Annotated in this window: 5 protein-coding genes; 3 read left to right on the top strand and 2 right to left on the bottom strand. The window is 57.9% G+C overall.

All coding sequences use genetic code 11. From position 1 onward, the window contains the following. Nucleotides 1–130 precede the first annotated feature (130 nt). Nucleotides 131–1,612, top strand: coding sequence for a hypothetical protein (locus P8Y39_01935; GenBank protein ID MEJ2191097.1), 1,482 nt, complete (start codon nucleotides 131–133; stop codon nucleotides 1,610–1,612). Between the two features lie 114 nt (nucleotides 1,613–1,726). Here the strand turns inward: P8Y39_01935 and P8Y39_01940 are convergent, their stop codons facing one another. Continuing rightward, a complete protein-coding gene (locus P8Y39_01940; GenBank protein MEJ2191098.1) occupies nucleotides 1,727–3,160 on the bottom strand; it encodes an SDR family oxidoreductase in 1,434 nt (477 codons plus the stop codon). 1,008 nt (nucleotides 3,161–4,168) lie between these two features. On the opposite strand from P8Y39_01940, the gene P8Y39_01945 reads away from it, so the two are divergent. Then, a complete protein-coding gene (locus tag P8Y39_01945; GenBank protein ID MEJ2191099.1) occupies nucleotides 4,169–5,014 on the top strand; it encodes a cyclic nucleotide-binding domain-containing protein in 846 nt (281 codons plus the stop codon). Between the two features lie 1,292 nt (nucleotides 5,015–6,306). Here the strand turns inward: P8Y39_01945 and P8Y39_01950 are convergent. Continuing rightward, nucleotides 6,307–19,197 (bottom strand): autotransporter outer membrane beta-barrel domain-containing protein, encoded by a 12,891-nt coding sequence (locus P8Y39_01950; protein MEJ2191100.1) that lies wholly within the window; start codon nucleotides 19,195–19,197, stop codon nucleotides 6,307–6,309. Nucleotides 19,198–19,578: 381 nt separating this feature from the next. Here P8Y39_01950 and P8Y39_01955 point away from each other — a divergent pair, with 381 nt between their 5' ends. After that, the gene (locus tag P8Y39_01955; protein ID MEJ2191101.1) at nucleotides 19,579–19,944 is read left to right on the top strand and encodes a hypothetical protein; all 366 of its coding nucleotides are present in this window, start codon (nucleotides 19,579–19,581) and stop codon (nucleotides 19,942–19,944) included. Nucleotides 19,945–20,313: the final 369 nt, after the last annotated feature.

Genomic DNA, 20,313 nt, shown 5'->3' on the forward strand with positions numbered 1-20,313 from the left:
CCTGCTATCTTTGAATGACTCGGGCAGGATATAATATAGGCTGAATAAGAGAAGGCAGGTTCCCATACGCGTGTCTTTGTCGCATCGGATTTCCTGTACATAAACTGAATGAGCGGATCGGCTTCGTGCGATGAGTAACGGGATTACCATAAAGGTCCTCGGTGACTTCGGCCCTTTCTCCCGGATAGGGAAGAGTATAGGGTATCAAGTATTTCACGGGAATTTGTCATATCTCATCGACTGCGGGGCTCCGCTGTTTCAAGAGATAGGCGGACACGGCCTCAAAATCGTCGATGCCCTTATTGTCACCCATTGCCATGACGACCATAAGCGCTGGTTCACGGACCTTGCCCTCTTTCACCGGTACGCGCAGGACGTCGGAGAGAGGCTCACGCTCGTCACATCCGAAGACATCCGCGACGAGCTCATGAAAGCCTCGGCTCCCGCTCTCGACAGGAGCCTTTCGCAGGACTCAAAGAGGATTGTTGATATTCCTTACGAGGAGTATATCGATTATCGGGTCCTGGGTCCGAGGGCGAAATACAGGATTGTCTCACGCCACGAGGGGGCCGGAAGGACCGTCCTTTGCATTACCGACGCAAACGGCTCTCTCGTCGGCCCCGACGTGGCGAAAATCGTCATCAGCGCAAAGACCGGCAGGCAGCGGATGCTCTTCAGGGACCCCCACTACGGCGAATGGGTTGAGCCTGAGAGTTTCTATCCCTTCTCCTCCACAACGTTTTACGAAGAGGATCGGAACATCTACCATTCCTCTGAAGGGTTGACGGTAGAAGCTGTGAAGGCCCCCGTCTGGCACGGCGTTCCGGCTATCGGACTGAAGCTCCGCAGTGAAAAGGAAAGGGTTTTTTTCACGTCCGACACGATTCACAACAAGAACTTGTGGGAGCATCTGGCCAAGGAGAAAAGGGCGCAGACGCTGAAGGGCATGTCAAGGAGGGAGTTTGAATCCGCCGGCGTCCTAGTCGGAGATATCAACGATTATATCGAGCGGACCTGGAGCGAAGAGAGGTACAGAGAGGCCATAGAAGCGTTTGATGACGTCGTGGTCATCCACGACGTCGCCATGTGCAACAGCATCGTCCATACGGATTACGAGAGACTCGGTGAAACCGTCCTGAGGCCCGAAAGGACCATCCTGACACACAGTCCGGACCGTATAGTCTCGGAGTGGGTCCTCTGCGATATCGGAAAGACAATCAAGATCGAGGGAGACAAATTTGCGGAGGTGGTGGGAAGGGATCTTTACCCCATGGACGCCGACATCTACCTGAAGGATGTGGGGAAATACTATGTGGGCTACAAGAGCGACCAAGGACGCTACGGCGTCTATCAAAAGGATGGCCTTCTATCGATATCTTCGGACGAGAAGGAGAACGCAGGCTCTCTCCTTTACAAGGTTGACCTTTATGAGGACCTCGGTGGGCGGTATTTTCCCAAGGAAGAGAATGGTGATTCCTGGTATTTCATGCGGAAGGACGGAAAGGTGGAGCGTGTGGAGGCGGGCGATGACGGCAGCCGGGGGAAGGTCGTCGACGACCAGAGGGTCAATCTTCAGAGGAGGCCTAACCGCGGCAGTCGAAGCAGAATTTAGAAATGTTAAGAGCGTAGAGAAGCAGAGCGGCCTCCTTGTTACTTCCAGGAAGAATCGGAAATGGACCGTAGCTGAGTGGTCGAGAGTCTGTGTACCCTTCTCGTGGACTGTTCGTTAATCTGTTTCCCTGGCGCGCTTGACTATGCTTCGTATCATGTCTTTGAAAATGAAGGCATGGAAGGGCATCATGCAATACCAGTACATGCGGCCGAGAATCCCTTTGGGATAGTGATGGGCGGTCTGGGTGAGGGTGTTTCCCTCTATTGCAAACTCAAGCCATGCTTTTCCGGCGACTTTCATGTGGGCCTCCAGAAGAAGCCTTCTGTTCTGCTTGAGGTCGACGACTTTCCAGACATCGAGCATGTCTCCCAGCCGGAGGTCTGAAACGACCCTCTTCCCCATGGCCGTTCCGTAACCGCCGACCAGCTTGTCCAGCAATCCCCGAATCCGCCAGAGGAAATCGAAGGTGAACCATCCCGTCCTGCCTCCAATTGATTTGACCGACTGGAATATCTTTTCCGGCGGAATGTCCCCGAAACTCATGCTCCTGACGTCTCGATAGACCGCCCGCGAGATATCCTCTTTCGGGCTCGTGCGGAAGGCGTGTCCGAGAGTGTCACTCCACCTGCTAACGACTTGGTCGTTCTCGATCTCATGCAGAGCCCTCAGGAGTGCCCTGTCAAAGGGATGCGGCGTGATTTGCGGGAAATAATGCTTCGCTGTCCTCTCCGGGGTGGCGGCTCTTATTGCTCCTGACCGGAGGGCCCGAATTAGTGAGGAGGAGAATTCGTAGGAAAATGGAGTGGCGAGCATCAAAAGAAAGGAAGACAGGCGGGGCGCGGTGCAGGGAAGGGGAATGAATAGCCTTTTCAGGCCCATCTCTTGTGCTGCAACTTTGAGCATCTCCTTGAAGCTCAGCTCCTGTGAGCCGATATCGATGACCAGATTCCCCTGCGCTTCAAGCTCCCCGGCCCTGACCAGATACTCAACGACGTCCGGGACGCCGACGGGGTTGACTCGGGCGTTCATCCAGGGGGAATAAACAATGATGGGTACCTTTTGAACAATGTTCCTCAGGAGCTCGAACAAAACGCTGCCCGACCCTAGGAGAACCCCCACCCGGAACCAGATGACCTGAATGTCCTCGGGACGGGCGCTCAGAATGGTGCCGGTCTCGAGGACGTTTCTCAAGGATTGAACCGATGTTTCCTCAGCCGCGTGAAGCCCCACGAAGACGAGTCTCTTTACTCCGGCCTCGACGCACGCATCTCTGAACCGTTCCACGGCAGCCTTGTCAAAGTCTGATTCCCACACGGCGCCAAACAAGCGAATAGGGTAGTAGGCAAGGTCGACTCCTTTTACCGCCTGTCTGACCGCTTGAAGGTCATCAACGTCACCCTCGACGATTTCAACTCTTGGCCGCGTGGTCTCGCTGACGAGATGCGTGTCAGGCACCAGGAGCCTTAGGCTGACGCCCTCTTCGCTCAATAACCTGAGCTTGAGCCTTCGCCCAAGGTACCCGGTGGCACTTGCAATGAGAATGTTCATGGCGTCCTCAGAAGTCTCTCAACTCTTCGAAGCGGTCATAGGTTACCACAAGCCGCCCGCTCAAAGGCGTGATGGTTGACAGGGCCGAGATACGGGGCCTCCTCTTCCTGTCGTAGAATGCCTCAGTGGAGTCAAAGATATCATACCTGGCGCATTTTTTAGCACTTACTCCTTCCTCATGGTTGCCAGGGACGGTGCAACAGTTCAATGGTCGGTATTGACTTCCCTCGAGTCCGCAGTTTAAAGATTCTTAGCCGTCCTTTATTGTGAAAGGCACTTTTTCCTTAATGGATAAGGCTTCAGGATATATTGTAATTGAAGTTAATAGATTGACTTTTCGCATCGTAACGCTCATAATGCGACTGCGCTGATTGTTGTGTCAATCAGGGGGGAAAGCGGGGCGTGTGCTTTGTTTGCATGGGGAGGACGGGGCACAATGAGGTGTTCCCGGTTGGCGGTGGGCTGTTCCCTTCCGGGCGATGGTGTCATGTCCATTGCTGTCTCACGAAACATAATCCCTTCTTTCATCGTTTCCCTCAGAGTTTTTCTGCTCTCCTCTCCGACGCGAACTTCTCTCAACCCGAAAAGGAGGAACCTATGGAAATCGATGTGCGGGGTTTAAGCCACCCCGAACCCTTGCAGATTGTTCGTGAAGCCATACGGAACATGTGAGTTTCGTGCGAGCACATCGTGGTGTCGGTCGACACCAGTGAAAGCAAGAGGCTGAAGAGTTTCGCATCCATGTCGGGCTGCCAGGCCGAGATCTCGGAGGCAGACGGGTACCGCATCGTGAAGTTCATGGGAAAAACCTGCAAATGTTGACTCGCCTGGACGAACGTAAAACCGCAGCTGTTGAAGGTCTCCCCCTGTGAAGCCGACTCGCCACGGGAGGAAGCCATGAAAGCTCTGCGGCGAGGGAATAGCGAAGCATACAAAGAAATGCTTCCTTCCCGACTCAGGAGCTACTGTTACTTTTCCTGCCTTTCGGATGAGGCTCTGCGGGAGATTGTGGCACGTTTGCAGGATGTGAAATACTCCGCCGGCAAGAAGATAATCGACAAAGGGGCTCCCGGCGATTCCTTCTACTTTGTCCGCGAGGGAGAGGTGAACATTTTCAAGAAGACCCCGGGAGGCCGGGACGCTTTTCTCTCCACCGTGGGAGGCGCAGAGGTATTCGGCGAGATGCCGCTGGTGACGAGTTCTCCTCGCGCCGCGACGGTCATCGCAAAGACGGACGTCAGCCTTCTTCGCCTTCTGAAGAGGGATTTCGACAACGTGGTGCTTGCGGACTCCATGGCGAAGAAGCGCACGGACGAATATGCCTACCTTAACCAGCTGAAAGCGCTGGAACCCTTCGCTCCCCTTGAACTGGCTCGGATGATATCGCTCTTCGTGAAAGCGGAGCAACGGAGGTATTCCCCGGGCGATACCATCATAACCCAGGGAGACGCAGGAGATGTATACTACATCATCCGGTCCGGCCATGTTGTCGTGCTGAAGCAGATGCTCAAGGAGACACAGGAAGAAGTGGCCGTCTTGGGCGAGGGCATGGGATTCGGAGAGGAGGCTCTTCTCACCGGCGGCCCTCGGAGTGCCTCGGTAAAGGCGGTGGAGGAGACCGTGGTTCTGGCGTTCACGAAGGCGGACTTCGACCGCATCCTGAAGGCGTCTTTCCTCGAGGAAACCCTTTTCGATGACATTGTATTTGACGAGTTTCCCCTTGGTGATATCCGGCAGTGTCAGCGCGAGGACTGCGACAATTATTTTCTCCGGGCCACCGCGAAAGAGAAGCGGTTCTGCTCGAACAAGTGCGGGTGGGTCGTTAGCGCCCGAGAAAGACGAAAAGAAAAGTAGCCGCCCCGCTCCGCAGAGGGCGATCTGTCATTCTATCGATCCAAGAAGCCTGTTGTGCTAGACCAAATACGGGTTTTCTCTCGAGACACCCTGACAGTGTCTTGAGTGGTTCTTGCCGTCGCTATCCCTGAGCTGAAGTGCGTCGATACCTATTGGGGTGCGTATGTGCTGGGTGAAAGCCCTACTTCCATAGGGAATTCCCTCAGATTCCCTTATAGTATCTGTACCAGTTTCCACGCTAGTTTCTACGGGGGATAAAATCGGAACGATCTCGTTCTTCGAAACCTGACGGACCTATTCTCAGGAGTCGGCCCTTCCCATTCTCTGGATTAGAACGAATGCCCGGGAGTCCGTCCATTCATATTCTCAGGAATCGGAACACCGCCGCCTGACGCCGGCGGCCTTGAACTCCTTGAGAACTTCCGTTTCTGGGACCTTCTCGCTTCTCGTACTTCGCGCAGCGCGCTCCTCGAAGCTCAAGCTCTCTCTTCAACGAGGGCTCTGTGAGTTACTTGTGGAAGGCTTCGGCCACTACTGCGGTTGCGGGCGCTTCCGTAGGAGAGCACCTAATTTGAAGCGTACGTCTTGAGCCGAATCGAGCCTCTCGAAGGCCCCAGGCGTAATGAGTGACCTTTGGGTCTCCAGGGTGCTGTGTACACCTGCTTAGCCGCAGTTGCATGAAGTTGAAATCGGTTCGTATTTCACTACGAAGAAGTCAATCATGAGAAGATATGAGAGTTAACGATTACTGAAAGAAACAGCTGTAACTCGACCCAATCTAAATTTCTTGTAATGGTATGGACCCGTAAAATAGTCGTAAGCATGAATAGAGACCGCCTCAACGTAATAGAAAAATCATCAATTATTTCTGCTATGTCGAGGTCAAATAATGGGACATTCAAACCTCTTCTCAAGGCGCTCCTATATACAACGCCATCAAACCCATTATTCTTAAAGAGTTCTGCGATGATTTATGGGAACATAATCGGCACTCTGATCACTAATTGTAACGCGCTGTGAAAGCGCACGATCTGTGTCTGACCAGACAGACCATTATTCTTTTTCTATATTTGATTTCAGAGGCTTCTTATTTCTTTGAAGATGTCGGAAGTTTGGTAGAATCAGCAGCATTTTGGAGCCCACAGGCTCAATTTGGGATCAGTAGTCAACCCGTCGAAATGTAAGCTCTGCCGCGACTCCAGTCCTCCCGAATCGGAATCTTAGATTTCGTTTCTGGAGTGTGAGAAAATCGTCTGTTACTTTCAATCCACCAATATAGTATGGAAGCTTCATTAAAACTCATAGCGAAGCTCTCCCATCACGCCGTGGGCCTCATAGTTTTCACGGATCTCTGCGCTGTATTTAAGACGCGTGCTAAACCCGTCCCTATTCATAAACGTAATGCCTGTGCCCAGTGTCGCGCCATTCCTTTCAACTTTTTGCCCCGCGATGGAAAACGCGGCATCGGGCGAGCCCTCAAGAGAAGCCGTGATAACTCGTTCGTCTATGTCGAAGTCGTAATTCCACGCTGCGCTTATCTCCGGCAGGAGGCTCCCGCCGTCCGTACTGAAGACGCGGGCGGCCCGCAGACCCACGCTAGATACAAGGGAGTCGGTCTTGCGGGCACCGACGCTCAGGTTCAAGGCGCCGGCCCCGGTCTCTAGGAAAGCGTCTTCATCGATTAACACGTATTGAAGCGAAGCAAACGGCTGAAGGACCATACTGTCGAGGATGAAATTATAGCCGCCGCCTCCGAATGCGGAGAATACATCCCCGTCATGCTTGCTGCTTGCGGTGCTCGCCAGAGGGCCAATGACGATATCACGAGAATTCGAGTAGTCCTGACCGCCGTATGACAGCACCCCTTCTATGTATCCCTTCTTCGAGAAATACGTTCCATAAATCGACCCGAAGATGCTGTCTATATCGCCGCGCCCCATGTCGTTGTGAAGGTCTATATCGGCGAAGGAGGCTGCGAGGCTGACGCCTGCGATGAACCTGTCACCGAAGGCATGGTCAAGGCCCAGCGTTAAGCCTGCGACGCTGAAGTCGAATCCGCTGAATCCTGCCTCTCCGTCCTGTTCGCCCCACTGCCCAAAGCCACGACTCCAGAGGCCGTAATCCGCTTTCTCTTTCTCATACTGCCCGTCGGCAAGGTGCCCGAAGCTAAAATCTGAACCATTGAAGGCAACCAGCAAAAGTTCCCTGCCCAGCGCTGGCTTCGTCCTTGAGGCATAAGAAGATGCGGCGGAGGCCATGCGTACGCTTTGCATGCGGTTAATGAGGGAACCGGCATGTTGCCGGGCCACGCCGTACGTGGTTCTTGTGAGGCCATCATAAGAGCCGGGGCTGAGGCTCAGGAAAGCGGCTCTGTATTGCTCCGGCTTGGGCAGGGCCTGGAACTCGCCGATGGCGACCGACAGATCTCCGGCCACCGAGGGTAGTATCTCATCAAGATGCTCGGCTATGGCTCTTTCGACCGGATTTGTTGCAACCGTTATAAAGCGCTCTGTAGAAACCTCTACCTCAATGTTGTCGGGCTCACGATTGAGCTCAAAGCTCAAAAGCGGAGTGGCGGCTGGCACTCGTTCCTCAAGACTGCCGGTGATGGCGTCGGCAGACAGAACGTTAAATGTCGTGCCGTCGACATACGCTCCCGGGCCTCTCCTCACTTCCAGCGTGCCGTCCAGCGAAGCAACGCCGTCAACCTTCAGCATTCCACATTTTCCATCGCCTTCAACCTGAGTAATGATTGTTAAACCGTCCTGGGGACTGTAATCATCCGTGACCTCCAGAATCCCTTCTTCTATTTCAAGCTGTTCAACGACGGGCATGACCGGGATGGTGAGGGTGCTGCTGCCCAGCTTGAGGAGATTCTCGAAACTCGTAGCCGACGCGGAGAATGTCTCCACATTGTCGAAAATGAGGGAATCGGTGCCCTCATTGCCCGTTACATGGCCCTTTACCTCCCCGCCGCTGCCAAAGGAAAGAGAGTCGTCCCCGAGGCCGAGGTCGATGTCCCCGGCCACAAAGGAGTTCAGGATGACCGAATCATTGCCGCCGCCCGAGTTGATAGCCACTCCGGCGTAAGTCAAGAGGTTCTCGGTGACCGTCGTCGTGATGCTGCCCCGATTGATGATTACGTCGTCTCCCGAGCCGGTCCTGATGCCGACGGCGCTTGCCGAAGCAGACCCGTCCAGTACGAATTCAGTTCCAGCCGTGGCGACGGACGACACGGTGATGACGCCGTCGTTTTCAATCCAGTTGTTTCCCCCGCCCGCATCGATGCCTATAGCCCACGCACTGGCTACCGATTTCATATGAATATGCAAGAAGTTGTCTCCTTCCGGGACAGTGGCATTTCCGGAGGCTTCCACAACGATGTCGCCTGTATTCAGTACCGTGTCGCCCTGAGCGCCCGTGGCGATTCCCGACGCAGAGCCTGACCCCGAGACGAGCGAGTCAAATGTAAAAGGGATAGGGCCGGAATAGTCCGCAGTCCCGAGGGCGTTTGCGCGGATGGTGCCCTGATTGCCGATGATGATGTTGCCGCTTGCTGCGGAAATGCCCGAAGCCAGCGCTCTGGCGATTCCGTCTGAGGAAACCGTGTGCGCCATCGACGCGCTGCTTACCTCTGCGCCCTCCTGTACCGTTATTGCCGCATCGCCGTTTCCTGCGTTTATGCCAAAGGCATCGGCAGTAGCAGAGTTCAGGCCGAACAAGGTACGGACGAAGGAGACGCCCGAAGGCTCGTTGTCGGCCACCGCGCTTACTATTATCCTCCCGCCGGCATCAACGGCTCTTGTGCCTCCGTCGCCCAGCTCAATTCCCGTTGCGGTGGAGCTGGAGACCGTTGTGGCGACGTGGTCGTTAGAGCTCTGGAAGTAAGCGAATGCGCTGGAGCTGACGAAAATGTCCCCGCCGCTCGCTACGGCACTGTCACCGCCGGTTATTTTGATGCCGTAAGCCTTGTCGGCGCCCCGGGCGCTCATCGTCGGTTCGTCGTCCTGTGTCAGTGCGATGGACCGGGACGTAGCGTTTATTAGACCGGAGTTACCGATGTATATCGGTGTCAGGCCCGCACCGGCATAGATGCCGTAGGCGCTGCCGTAAGCGAATGCATGGGAGTAGGAGTCGTCATCGCCGTGGGCGAAGGCTGTGGCATCCGCCGTGGCATTGACATCGACTATCCCGGCATTTTCGACGCTCACGTCCCCGCCGTCGGCCAGGATGCCAAAGGCGTCCGCATAGGCCCACGTGTTGGAGGTTGAATCTCCTTCAGCAGTGGCCATCGCTCTGTCCGCCCATCCCCACGTGTCCGCATCGACCGTGGCTGTAGCCGCCACATAGCCGTGATTGACAATCTGGCTCTGCCCCGCACCGGCGTGTATTGCCTCGGCCCTTGCCGAGCCGATGGCCCACTCGTAGGTCCAGGCGTCACCACCTGTATCCGAATCCGAATTGCCCCTTGCATATGCCGAGACCGCGGCCGTGGCATTGACCATGCCGTAATTGTCGGCCCTATTAATTCCGATTCCGCCCATGATTCCCGTCGCCAGCGCGGTGCCCGTGGCCTTGATGGGGTCATCGCTGTAGCCGCACCGGCCGTCGCCGTCAAACACCTGGCCGTTGGAGTCTGCAAACGCCCGGGCCGACGGGGAGGCCATGACGGATATCTCGCCGTTGTTGACCACCCAGTTTTCTGAGGCAACCTCGTCATTTGCGCCGACGCTGATTCCGAAGGCGCTAGCGTTGGCAGAAGACCTTGCAAAGGAGTCCGCGTCCCCTGAGCCCACGCTGCTCGGACCGTCGGCGTCCACGACCGAGACGACTTCGGGAGAGATGCCGAGCAGTATCCGTCCGTCGTTGACCACCTGATTCACCCCGGTGCCGGCCGAGATGCCGGCCGAGGTGAACGTGCCGGACGCGTAAGCCTCTCCGTAGCCGTCGCCGTCCACGGTCAGGGCCCCTCCGCCGTTAGGGTCAGAGACAGCGCTTACCTTGAAGCCCACAGTCGGGGACGTGCTGATTGCCACATCTCCTCTGTTCGTGATTATATTTTCCCCGTCACCGGCCAGTATTCCCGTCTGGCCTGTCGTCGCATCCGCCGTAGCCCTGCCGTGGGCATCGGCATTGCCAAGGAAGAGGTCGAAATCACCGCCTTCGGCATCAACTCGCGCGAAGACGCCATCCAAGGTTCCGTCACCGTCTCCGTCCCTCGTGCCTGACGACATCTCCAAGGAGATGATGCCCTCGTTGAGGATTTCGTTATCCCCGTCGCCCACCGACACGCCGGATTCCGTCAGACGGGCTGCCGCGTCTGCTGCGGCGAAGCCGCCCGAGTAGAAGAAGCCCGCCGAAGCGCTGTGAGTTGCCTGGGGCTCGGCGGTAGCCGTTACAGCAATGCCCGCGGAATTTATCACCACGCTATTTGTGATTCCACCGTGAACGCCTGCGGCGTTGACGTCAACGGAGATAACGCCGCTGGCACTGGCCCCCCCTGCAAGGTCTGACGAGGCCCCGCCCAGCGATTTCGCCACGGCTGTCGCATCGACGGTAACGTCTCCCCTGTTCCATATATCATCGGAACCGCCTCCCCCGTCAAGCCCGACGGCGTTGCTGAATGCCGTGAGAAGTTCCGAGGTTGCCGAGCCTCCCGCAAAGCTCGCCGAGGTTGTGTTAGAGGTCAGATTCGCTGTTGAGCTTACATCGACGGCCCCTGCGTTTTCGATGGTGTCGTCGGCATCGCCGCCGTCCACGCCGACTGCGAACGCATCCGCCCGGATCTGAGAGCCTGCCTTCGCGCGTCCGAAGGTGGCCTTTCCTCCGCCTACGGAAGACAGCACCGACTCACCCCTGACGGTGATGCTCCCCTCGTTGAGTATCTGGTCCATCCCGCCGCCGCCGGCGATGCCCGACGAGCGGGTACCGGCGGTCAAAAACGCCTTGGCCTCCTCTCCGCCGCCGAATACCCAGGAAGAGGCGGAGGATGAGGTCGTGGAATAGACTATGGCAGAGATGTCTCCCCGGTTGAGCACCGTATCGTCCCCTTCTCCGGCTTCGAGACAGACACCCTCCGTAACCGAGCCGATTATGGCGCTTGACGAAGCGCTGCCGAAAACCGAGTCCGCCTTGTTAGCAGAAGTCAGCGTAGCAGAGGCGCTTATCGCCATGGAACCGTCGCTCAGAACCCAGTCCTCTCCGCTCCCTCCTGAAATGCCTAAAGCGCGGGTCGAGGCCGTAAGCGTCCCCCCTGCCTGGCTGGTGCCGCCAAAGGCAAAGGACGAGCCTTCCATCGTAGCCACGGCCGAGGAGGATACCCCTACCGTAGAATGGCTCTCTATAATATCGTCTCCGCCGCCTCCCTCGATGCCCATGGCCGTGGTGTCCGCCGAGATGGTGGAGCTTGCGTAAGATGAGCCGAAAATGACCGTGGCCTTGGTTGATGACGTAAGGTAAGCATTAGCCGTGGCTGAAATGCCGCCATTGCTCAGAATCCGGTCTTCCCCTTCGCCACCTGAAATTCCGGTGGCCTGCGTGTCGGCGGTAAGGGTCGCGGTTGCGCCCGCCGAGCCGGCAAAGGAGAAGGCCCCCTTCTGGACATCAAGGGTAGCGGTGGACTGGACGTTTACGGTGGATGCGCTCAGGATAACGTCGTCGCCCCCTTCACCCTCGATGCCCGATGCGATGGTCACCGCGCCGGTGGAGCCCCCGGTGTCCGAAGCCCCAAAGACGGCGGTCGAGTCCCCGTCGGAACTCAGTGAGGATGACGTCACCACGGACACCGCCCCGACTGAATTGATGATGTCGGCTCCCTCGCCGCCGGCGATTCCCCGGGACCGGTTGTAGGCCGCAAGGACGCCGGTCTCGGATGACGCGCCTCCCAGGGTGAAGGAAGAGCCGTCCTGCACAAGCGTCGAGAACGAATTGGCGGTCACTGTGCCATAGTTGAAAATACTATCGTCGCCTTCGCCTCCGGTGATGCCCCCGGCGTAGCTCCGGGACGTGACGGTGGAAACCGAGTCCGCATTGCCGAAGATGTTGATTGAGGATGAATCCGCCGTCATGTTTGACGTAGTCATGGCAAAGACATCCGCCTCGTTCTGGATGAAGTCCACGTCTCCCCCGCCGTCTATGCCCACGGCGTTCGTGATGGCGTTTGTTCCGGCATCAGCGATGGCTGAGCCGAGAAGGGTGACGTTCGTGACTTCGGAATCTCCAGTCGCGGAGCTTAAAACCGTAATATCCCCCGTGGTGAGAATCGCGTCCTTGCCCTCGCCGCCGGTTATTCCGGCGGCATCCGTCACCGCGTTCGCAGATGCCCCCGCATCCGCAAAGCCACCGATGACGACGCCCACGCTCTTGGATTCCGTCGTCGTCTTCGCATCGACATAGATGGCGCCCTCGTTATAGATGGTGTCATCCCCGCCGCCGCCTTCCATGCCTCGCCCGAATGCCTGCACCAGGGTGTCGGCGTCTACGGAAAGGGCGCCAACAGGCGTGACATTGACTGACTTGGCCTGTCCCTGTCCGGTGCCGTATACCGTGATGTCACCGGTGCTCCGCATGTAGTCGTCGCCCTCTCCCCCGTGCATCCCGGTTGAGTTGGCCGCCACATTGGTGGTCGCGCCCGCATCCCCATATCCAAGCACCGTGACACCAACGGCCTGCGCATCTCCGAAGGCCGTCGCGTCGACAACGAGCGGTCCGGCGTTGTCGAGCATGTCGTTTCCGCCGCCGCCGTCAAGGCCCGTTGCGGCGGCGCGAATGAGGGTCTCAGCATCAGCGAAGGTGGCGCCGAGGAGGTTGACGTTTACGCTCACGGCCTTGCCCGTTGCGCTGCCCAGCACATCCACGGGGGCATTGTTCGAAATGGTGTCATCACCCTCGCCGCCGCCCATGCCCACTGCATTGGCAAAGGCGTTTGTCGAGGCGTCCGAGTTGGAGTATCCTCCTATCTGCACGACGGTGGCCGAGGCCTGGCCGTATGACGTGGCTGTCGAGGCTATTGCGGCCTCGTTGTAAAGAGCATCGGCGCCTTCGCCGCCATCCATGCCGGAGGAGAAGGAGGAGGCCGTTGTCGTTACCTCTCCCATGGCTCCCCCAAGGAGGTTGACGCTCACGGCTCCCGCATATCCTTGTGAATCGCTCTTGGCGACAATTCCACCCATGTTCGTGATGGTGTCGCTTCCCTCACCGCCGGAAAGGCCCCACGACTGGGACTGGGCGAGGATGTCCGCGTCGGAGTCCGCGTAGCCCAGGAGCCCGATGTTGACCGCAACGCTCGTGGCATCCGCAATTGTCGTCGAATTGGAAATCACGGCGCCCCTGCTGTTGATGACGTCGTCCCCGAGGCCGCCCTCAACGGCCCGGGCGTCAGCGCTGGCGATACTGCCGGCCTTTGCCAGAGCCGCGCCTCCGCCAACGCCGAGAGAGAGATTCGTCGATACGCCCGCGACATCCACGTCAGAACTGGCGTGAGCTTCGATTGAGCCGTAGCTCGTGATATCGTCACTTCCCTCGCCCCCGTCAATGCCCGCGGACCTGGCCGCAAGAAGAGTCGAGGCATCGGTAAGGGCCGCGCCCCCCGCGACGGGCGCCGCCGCAAGGCTCACGCTGACGCTTGCCGCATCCACTTCAGAGCGCGCATAGGACGTGACCTCCTTATGGGTGACAACCGTGTCGCCTCCTCCCCCGCCGCTGATGCCCGTTGCAGAGGAAAGGGCATTTGTCGTCGAGTCCGTCAGGGCCGCGCTCCCAGCAAATCCTTCCGCGGTACCCGTCACGCTGACCGTTACGTCCGTCGCGTCGATATCGCTGACGGAAGTGGCCGAAACGGTCTCTGCGCTCTCGATGGCGTCGTCCTGAGCCGCTCCGTCCAGACCCACCGCGTTGGAGATGGCCGTGTGCGACGACTTGGAGAGAGCGGCTCCCAGGGCGGCCCCCGTGCCTGCGAAGCCAAGACTGACTGACACGTCGGTGGCTGTCAGAAAGGAAGACGCCGTCGATGTGACGTGTCCCTCGCTTGAGACAATATCCATCCCGCTGCCACCCGTGACGCCCGTGGAAGAGGCGCTTCCCACAGAGGAGGTGTCCATGAGTGCCGCCCCGATGGCTGCTCCCGTGCCGGTGCCCGAGATATTTGCCGTGACCTGTGTGCTCGTGATATCGGACCAGGCGCCGGCAATCACGTCTCCGTCGCTCAGGACGTCATCGTCCCCGCCCCCGGCATCGATGCCCCAGGCGCGGGCGTCTGTCCGTATGCCCGATTCAGCCAGGGCCGCGCCTCCGCCCACTCCCGTCCCGGTTGCCCCGATGCCCACGCTCACACCGGTTCCGTCCACCTCTGCCGTGCTGAGCGCAAGCGTCGCGCCCCGGGTGTTTATGAGACTGCCCCCGTCGCTTCCTGCCACGCCCACGGCGGTGGCCGCTGCCGAGGCATCTGTGTCCATGAGGGCTGCGCCCAGGGCGGCTCCTGTACCCGCACCCGCGATGTTCGCGGTCACGTTGACTGCCGTCGTCTTGGCCACCGCATGAGATGTTATATTTCCTTCTGTTACGACATCGCCTTCCACGCCGTCAATTCCCTTGCTCAGAGCCTCCGCTATTGTTTCAGAATCCGCCAGGGCTGCGCCCAGGGCAGCACCCGTGCCTGCAAACGTAAGACCCACGGTAACGCCAACGGAGTCCGTGTCCGCCGTTGCGCTTACGGAGATGTCCCCGCCGCTCTGGAGCGTGTCGGTCCCCGCTCCGCCCTGTATTCCTGTAGCCGTGGCCTTCGCAAGGGCGTCGGAGTCCATCAGGGCCGCGCCTATGCCAGCACCCGTGCCCGCGCCGGAAATACTCATGCCCACGCTGACGGCAGTGGTGTTTGCCAGAGCCGCGGTGTTAACGCCTTTGCTGAGTATGGTGTCATCCCCATCTCCGCCGTCCAGGCCTGTGGCCGTGGCATCCGCCGTGGTTTCCGCGCTTGAGAGGGACGCCCCGATGGCGGCACCAGTGCCCGCAAAGGCAGCGTTCACCGTAACGCCCACAGCATCGGTATCAGCCGTCGAGTTTGCGGTGACCGTCCCCGTGCTCTCGATGTAGTCGCTTCCGGAACTGCCCTTTACGCCCGTTGCGCTTGCTTTCGCCAGGGCATCGCTGTCCATCAGGGCCGCGCCTATTCCGGCACCCGTACTCACTCCCGAGATACCCACGCCCACGCTGACGGCAGTGGTGTTTGCCAGAGCCGCGGTGTTAACATCTTTGCTGAGTATGGTGTCGTCACCCTCTCCGCCGTCCAGGCCGGTGGCGTACGCATCCGCCGTGGTCTCGGCACGTGAGAGCGCCGCTCCGATGGCGGCACCCGTGCCCGTATAAGCAACATTCACCGTAACGCCCACCGCGTCTGTGTCAGCCGTGGATTTTGAAGTGACCGTCCCCGTGCTCTCGATGTAGTCGTTTCCGGAGCCGCCCTTTGCGCTCGTCGTGCTTGCCTTTGCCAGGGCGTCGCTGTCCAGCAGGGCCGCCCCTATACTGGCACCCGTACTGGCCTTCTCAATCCCTACGCCGACGTTCACGGCAGTGGTGTTTGCCAGAGCCGCGGTGTTAACGTCTTTGCTGAGTATGGTGTCGTCACCCTCTCCGGCGTCCAGGCCTGTGGCCGCGGCATCCGCCGTGGTCTCGGCGCTTGAGAGCGCCGCCCCGATGGCTGCACCCGTGCCCGTATAAGCAACATTTACCGTAACGCCCACCGCGTCTGTGTCAGCCGTGGATTTTGCAGTGACCGTTCCAGCGCTGAGAAGAGAGTCATTCCCCGTGCCTCCGCCGATACCCATGGCAGTCGATGTAGCAAGGGCGGTTGTATTCATGAGGGCCGCGCCGAGGCTTGCCCCTGTCTTTGCTTTTTCAAAGCTCAGGTTTGCACTAACGGCCGTGGTATTGGCTATGGCCCCGGCCGTCACATCGTGAGTCGCTATCGTATCGATCCCTCCGGCACCGTCCACACCGACAGCATGAGCCTCTGACGTTGTCCCCGAATTAGCGAGCGCCAGCCCGATTGCAGCGCCCGTATTTGCAATGCCAGCGCTTACAGAGACGCCCACCGCGTCCAGGTCGGACACCGCGATGGACCGTATCGTATCGGCACTGGTAATGACATTATCGAGGTCATTGACCATTATCCCCGTTACATTGGAAAAGGCCAGCGACGATGTCTCCGTGATTGCCCCTCCCACTCCTGCCCCCTTGGACACGCCCTGCACGTTGAGGCCGACGCTCACTGCCGTGGTGTCGGCCCGGGCAGTGGAGTAGACCGTGTCCGCGATGACGTCGGCGTCCTCCTCGTGGGCATCGATGCCCACGGCATCCGCCATGGCCGTGCTTTCGGAGCGGGCCAGGGCGGCCCCGACAAGGAGGCCTTTCTGCTCGAACTGAAGGTTGGCCGAGACGCTGACGGCGTCAACGTCAGAGGTCGAAACGGCATTGACGATGCCTGAGCTCGTAATCGTCTCCGTACCGCTTCCACCGGTTATGCCCGTCGCCGAAGAGATGGCCGTGGCGGACGTATCGGTCAGCGCCGCGCCGATGGCTACCGGCGAGTTCATGAACCCCATGAAACTCATGCCCACCCCAACGCTCAAGGCGCCGGAGTGGGCCTCGGAGAAGATGGTTCCCGTGTTCAACAGTTGGTCGTCGCCCTCTCCTCCATCAATGCCGATGTCGGTGCTCTCGGCCCTGTTTTCTGCATTGGCCAGTGCCCCGCTCAGGGCCAGCTTGCCTTCCTGCTTTATCTGGACGCTGGCGGACACGCTCACCGCGTCGTTGTCAGAGACCGCTGTCGTGTGCAGGTTTCCTGCATTCGTGATAGTATCATCATCCGTCCCGCCTTCAATGCCCACGGCACGGGAGGATGAAGTGGCCGACGCGTCCGTCAGGGCAACCCCTGCGGCGGCGGGTGCGTTGATGAATCCCTGAAAGTTCAGGCTCCCGCTTCCGCTTGTCGCCATGGACAGGGCCGATGATGTGAGGTCGCCCTCGTTGGTGAGGTCATCCCTCTTGTCCCCACCACTTATGCCCACCGCCCATGTCTGCGCCTGGGTGGAGGAACGGGCAAGAGCTCCCCCGACCGCGAGGAAACCCTCACCTTCTGCCTGAACGTCAACTGAGACGCTGGTCGAATCCACATCAGACGTCGCCGATGAAGTCAGAGAGCCCGTGTTGGTGATAACGTCTCTTCCCTCATCGCCGGTAAAGCCCATTGAATTCGCAATCCCGACAGCTGACGTATCCGCGAGCGCGGCCCCCACGGTCAGCTTCGTATTGAACCGGCCCTGCAAGGCGACGTCCACGCCGGTGCTCGTCGCATCGGAGAGGGCCGCGGACGTGAAATCCCCCGAGTTTGTCATGACGTCATCGCCGTACCCCCCTGTGATGCCCTGCACCTCGGATTCCGACCGGGTTTCTGAACGCGCCACCGACCCCTCCAGTAGGAATTTCCCTTTCGCCTTGCCCCAGGTAACGGAGACGCTCGTGGCGTCCGCATCGGACGTGGCGTTTACGGTGGAAATTCCCGAGTTCGAGATGTCGTCGTTCTGCATGCCTCCCTCTATGCCCGTTGCGCTAGTCATTGCCACGGTTGAGGTATCCGATAATACGAAGCTAATGCTTCCTTCCAGGGGGAATTTCTTGTTCTTCAGGCCCGGCACCTTAACGCCCAGCTCCGAAATGTTCGCCGAGACGGTTACCGCAGAGGCGCTTGAGGAGGCGTCCACGTCCATGAGCCCTTCCTGCCGGATGACATCGGTCCCGCTTCCGCCGCTAATCCCCATGGATGTGGCATTGGATATTGTAGCGGCGCTACCCAAAACAAGACCCGGAGTGGGGACCTTGAAGTCGAAGATGCCGACGCCGAGATTGGCGCTCGCCTGGGTGGTTTCGGACGTGGCGCGCGAGATGAGGGTGCCAGCGTTTGTAATGTCATCGTTCGCGTTGCCTCCGTCTATACCCAAGGCGTCGGCATGGGCCGTGATGCTGGCGTCTGCCAACTTTCCGTTGACAATGAGGTCTTTGGTGCTGCCAGGGACCCCTTCGGATGCGATGGATACGCCAACGGAGGTCGCATCAGAGGATGCGACGGCGCTTACCGTCCCCTCATTCGTAATGGTATCCTTCTCATTGCCGCCTCTTATGCCCACGGCGGTGGCCTGGAGCGTCGTGCCTGCGTTGGCATTGCCCTTCTGGTCGACGATGGTCACATCGGCAAAGGTGACGGTAACCCCAACGTCAGTTACACTAGCAATTGCCTCCGCTGTGACGGTTCCTGTATTGAGGATTTCGACATCATCCTTGGCCCCGCCGGCGTCTATGCCCACGGCCGTCGCGGTCGGCGTGATTGTTGTGTCTGCCGAGGCCGCGTCTACGATGTCAGACTCCACGCTCACTACATCGATGTCAGCCGTCGCTCTTGCCGTGATATCGCCCGCATTGGTGATAGTGTCTTTGCCGTTGCCGCTGGTTATCCCCGTTGAGCTGGCATCGGCAGCCATGCTGGTGTCCGCATGGGCCGCGTCAATGAGGTTGTGAGAGATGCTCAAGGCGTCAATCTCTGCTTCTGAGGTGGCCGAGACGTTCCCGTTGTTCGTGACTTCGTCCTTGCCGTTGCCGCTGTCGATTCCCCATGAGAAGGCCGAGACGGCGGTCGTGTCTTCTATCTCGTCCTTGCCACTGAGAATGTAGAACACGTCTCCCAGGTCGGCATTTGCGGAAGAGCTGGCGGAGACGACATTGTCATTGACGATGACGTCCTTGCCGTTTCCGCTGTCGATACCCGTTGCCGCGGTCGCTGCGGTAAAGGCATCATTCTGGTCATCAGGGGTTCCACCTCCTGAGCTGACCTGTACCGATACCGTACCGTTATTTTGCACGGAGTCGTTGCCGTTGGCCGTGTCCAGGCTGGCCCCCGTGGCGTCCTGCCCTTCCGGGACGCCCTCCGAGCAGACAAGCTCAGCTCCGGACTCGATGAATAAGATGTCTCTTGAATTGCTTCCTATGAATCCGCCCGCCGTCGTCCCTGAGCAGACAATCGTAAATTGTCCCTTCACCCGTTGAAGGGTGCAAGCCGCGTATGCTGTCCGGTTGGTGTGAAACGGGAGCGTGAAAACGGCGGTCAGCAAAAGAGACACGAGCGCTTTGCTTTTCACGGCATTTTACCCCCCTGGGATAATCTTTGTTGATATTTAAATAAGCAATTGAATTGAAATGAATGACTGTGTATATTTGTGCAATAATTATGCCTAAATGAAACCTTCGATCATTAAAGGATTTATTAAATGATTCATTAAGTAAGGAATCATTTGCGTAAAGAACGCCGGCATATTATTGTAAGCAAAATCGACGCTTTATATGACTTTTATACTCTGAAGAAGCTGTTTGTTTCGCGGGTTAAAAACGATCAGAATCTGAAACCGTTGCGATGTCTAAGAAGCTTTCCTACTGATTTCCGAAAGAAAGCAGTAGCTCTCCACTGGCTAGGTGCTGCTTATTTCAAATGCCAGTAGTCATGACTCAGGCAGGCCTCCTAGGTGCAGACTACTGTGAGAAGCCACCTCTACTTGTTCTGGCATAATCATCAATGGTCGTTGTTTGGGGGAATAGTGGCCCTCGCTCTTGGTCTCGGATATATTGGCTTTTCCGAATATTTTAGGATTGATGATATACACAAATCTCCATTGGATATTTTTTACCTTTCTCTTCAGCTTTTCGTTCTCGGCTCGGGCTCGGTTGAAGGGACAGTTCCTTGGACACTGGAAGTTGCACGCCTGTTAGCACCCGCTGCTGCCGCGTACGCAACTATAAAGGCACTGACCGTTATTTTTCTAGATCAGTTCCAGCTCGTGAAGGCTAAACATCTCAGGGACCATGTCGTAATCTACATCGCCCACCATTGAACTTATTGATTTCATTGTATTTTGGTTCAAATTGCCCGGGCAATGGCCGGGTAATGACTTTTTTCCCCTGCTGTTGCAACGCCCCCTTAGCCTGTCGGTAATTGCTTTCGCGTAGTTTATACATCTATATGCCTCATTAGCTCCCGAGCATCGAACTGGTTGGGAGAGAAAATGACTGGATTGTGATATTCAAATATGCTAGACTTCGAATATTGGAATCCAACTCCAAAGGAGGCAACAGATGGCAGAGACCACGGCGTGTGCTTCAGGGGTCACCGAGGCGCCGATATCCAACCATAAGATAGAGCTCCTGAAGGTCATCGCTCATCCGGTGAGGATTATGATACTGGAAGAATTGACCAAAGGAGT

The sequence above is a fragment of the Nitrospirota bacterium genome (assembly GCA_037386965.1).
Classification (GTDB): domain Bacteria; phylum Nitrospirota; class Thermodesulfovibrionia; order Thermodesulfovibrionales; family JdFR-86; genus JARRLN01.

Coding starts and splice junctions, on each gene's coding strand:
- P8Y39_01935 (MEJ2191097.1), top strand. CDS start 131: ATGAGTAACGGGATTACCATAAAGGTCCTCGGTGACTTCGGCCCTTTC.
- P8Y39_01940 (MEJ2191098.1), bottom strand. CDS start 3,160: ATGAACATTCTCATTGCAAGTGCCACCGGGTACCTTGGGCGAAGGCTC.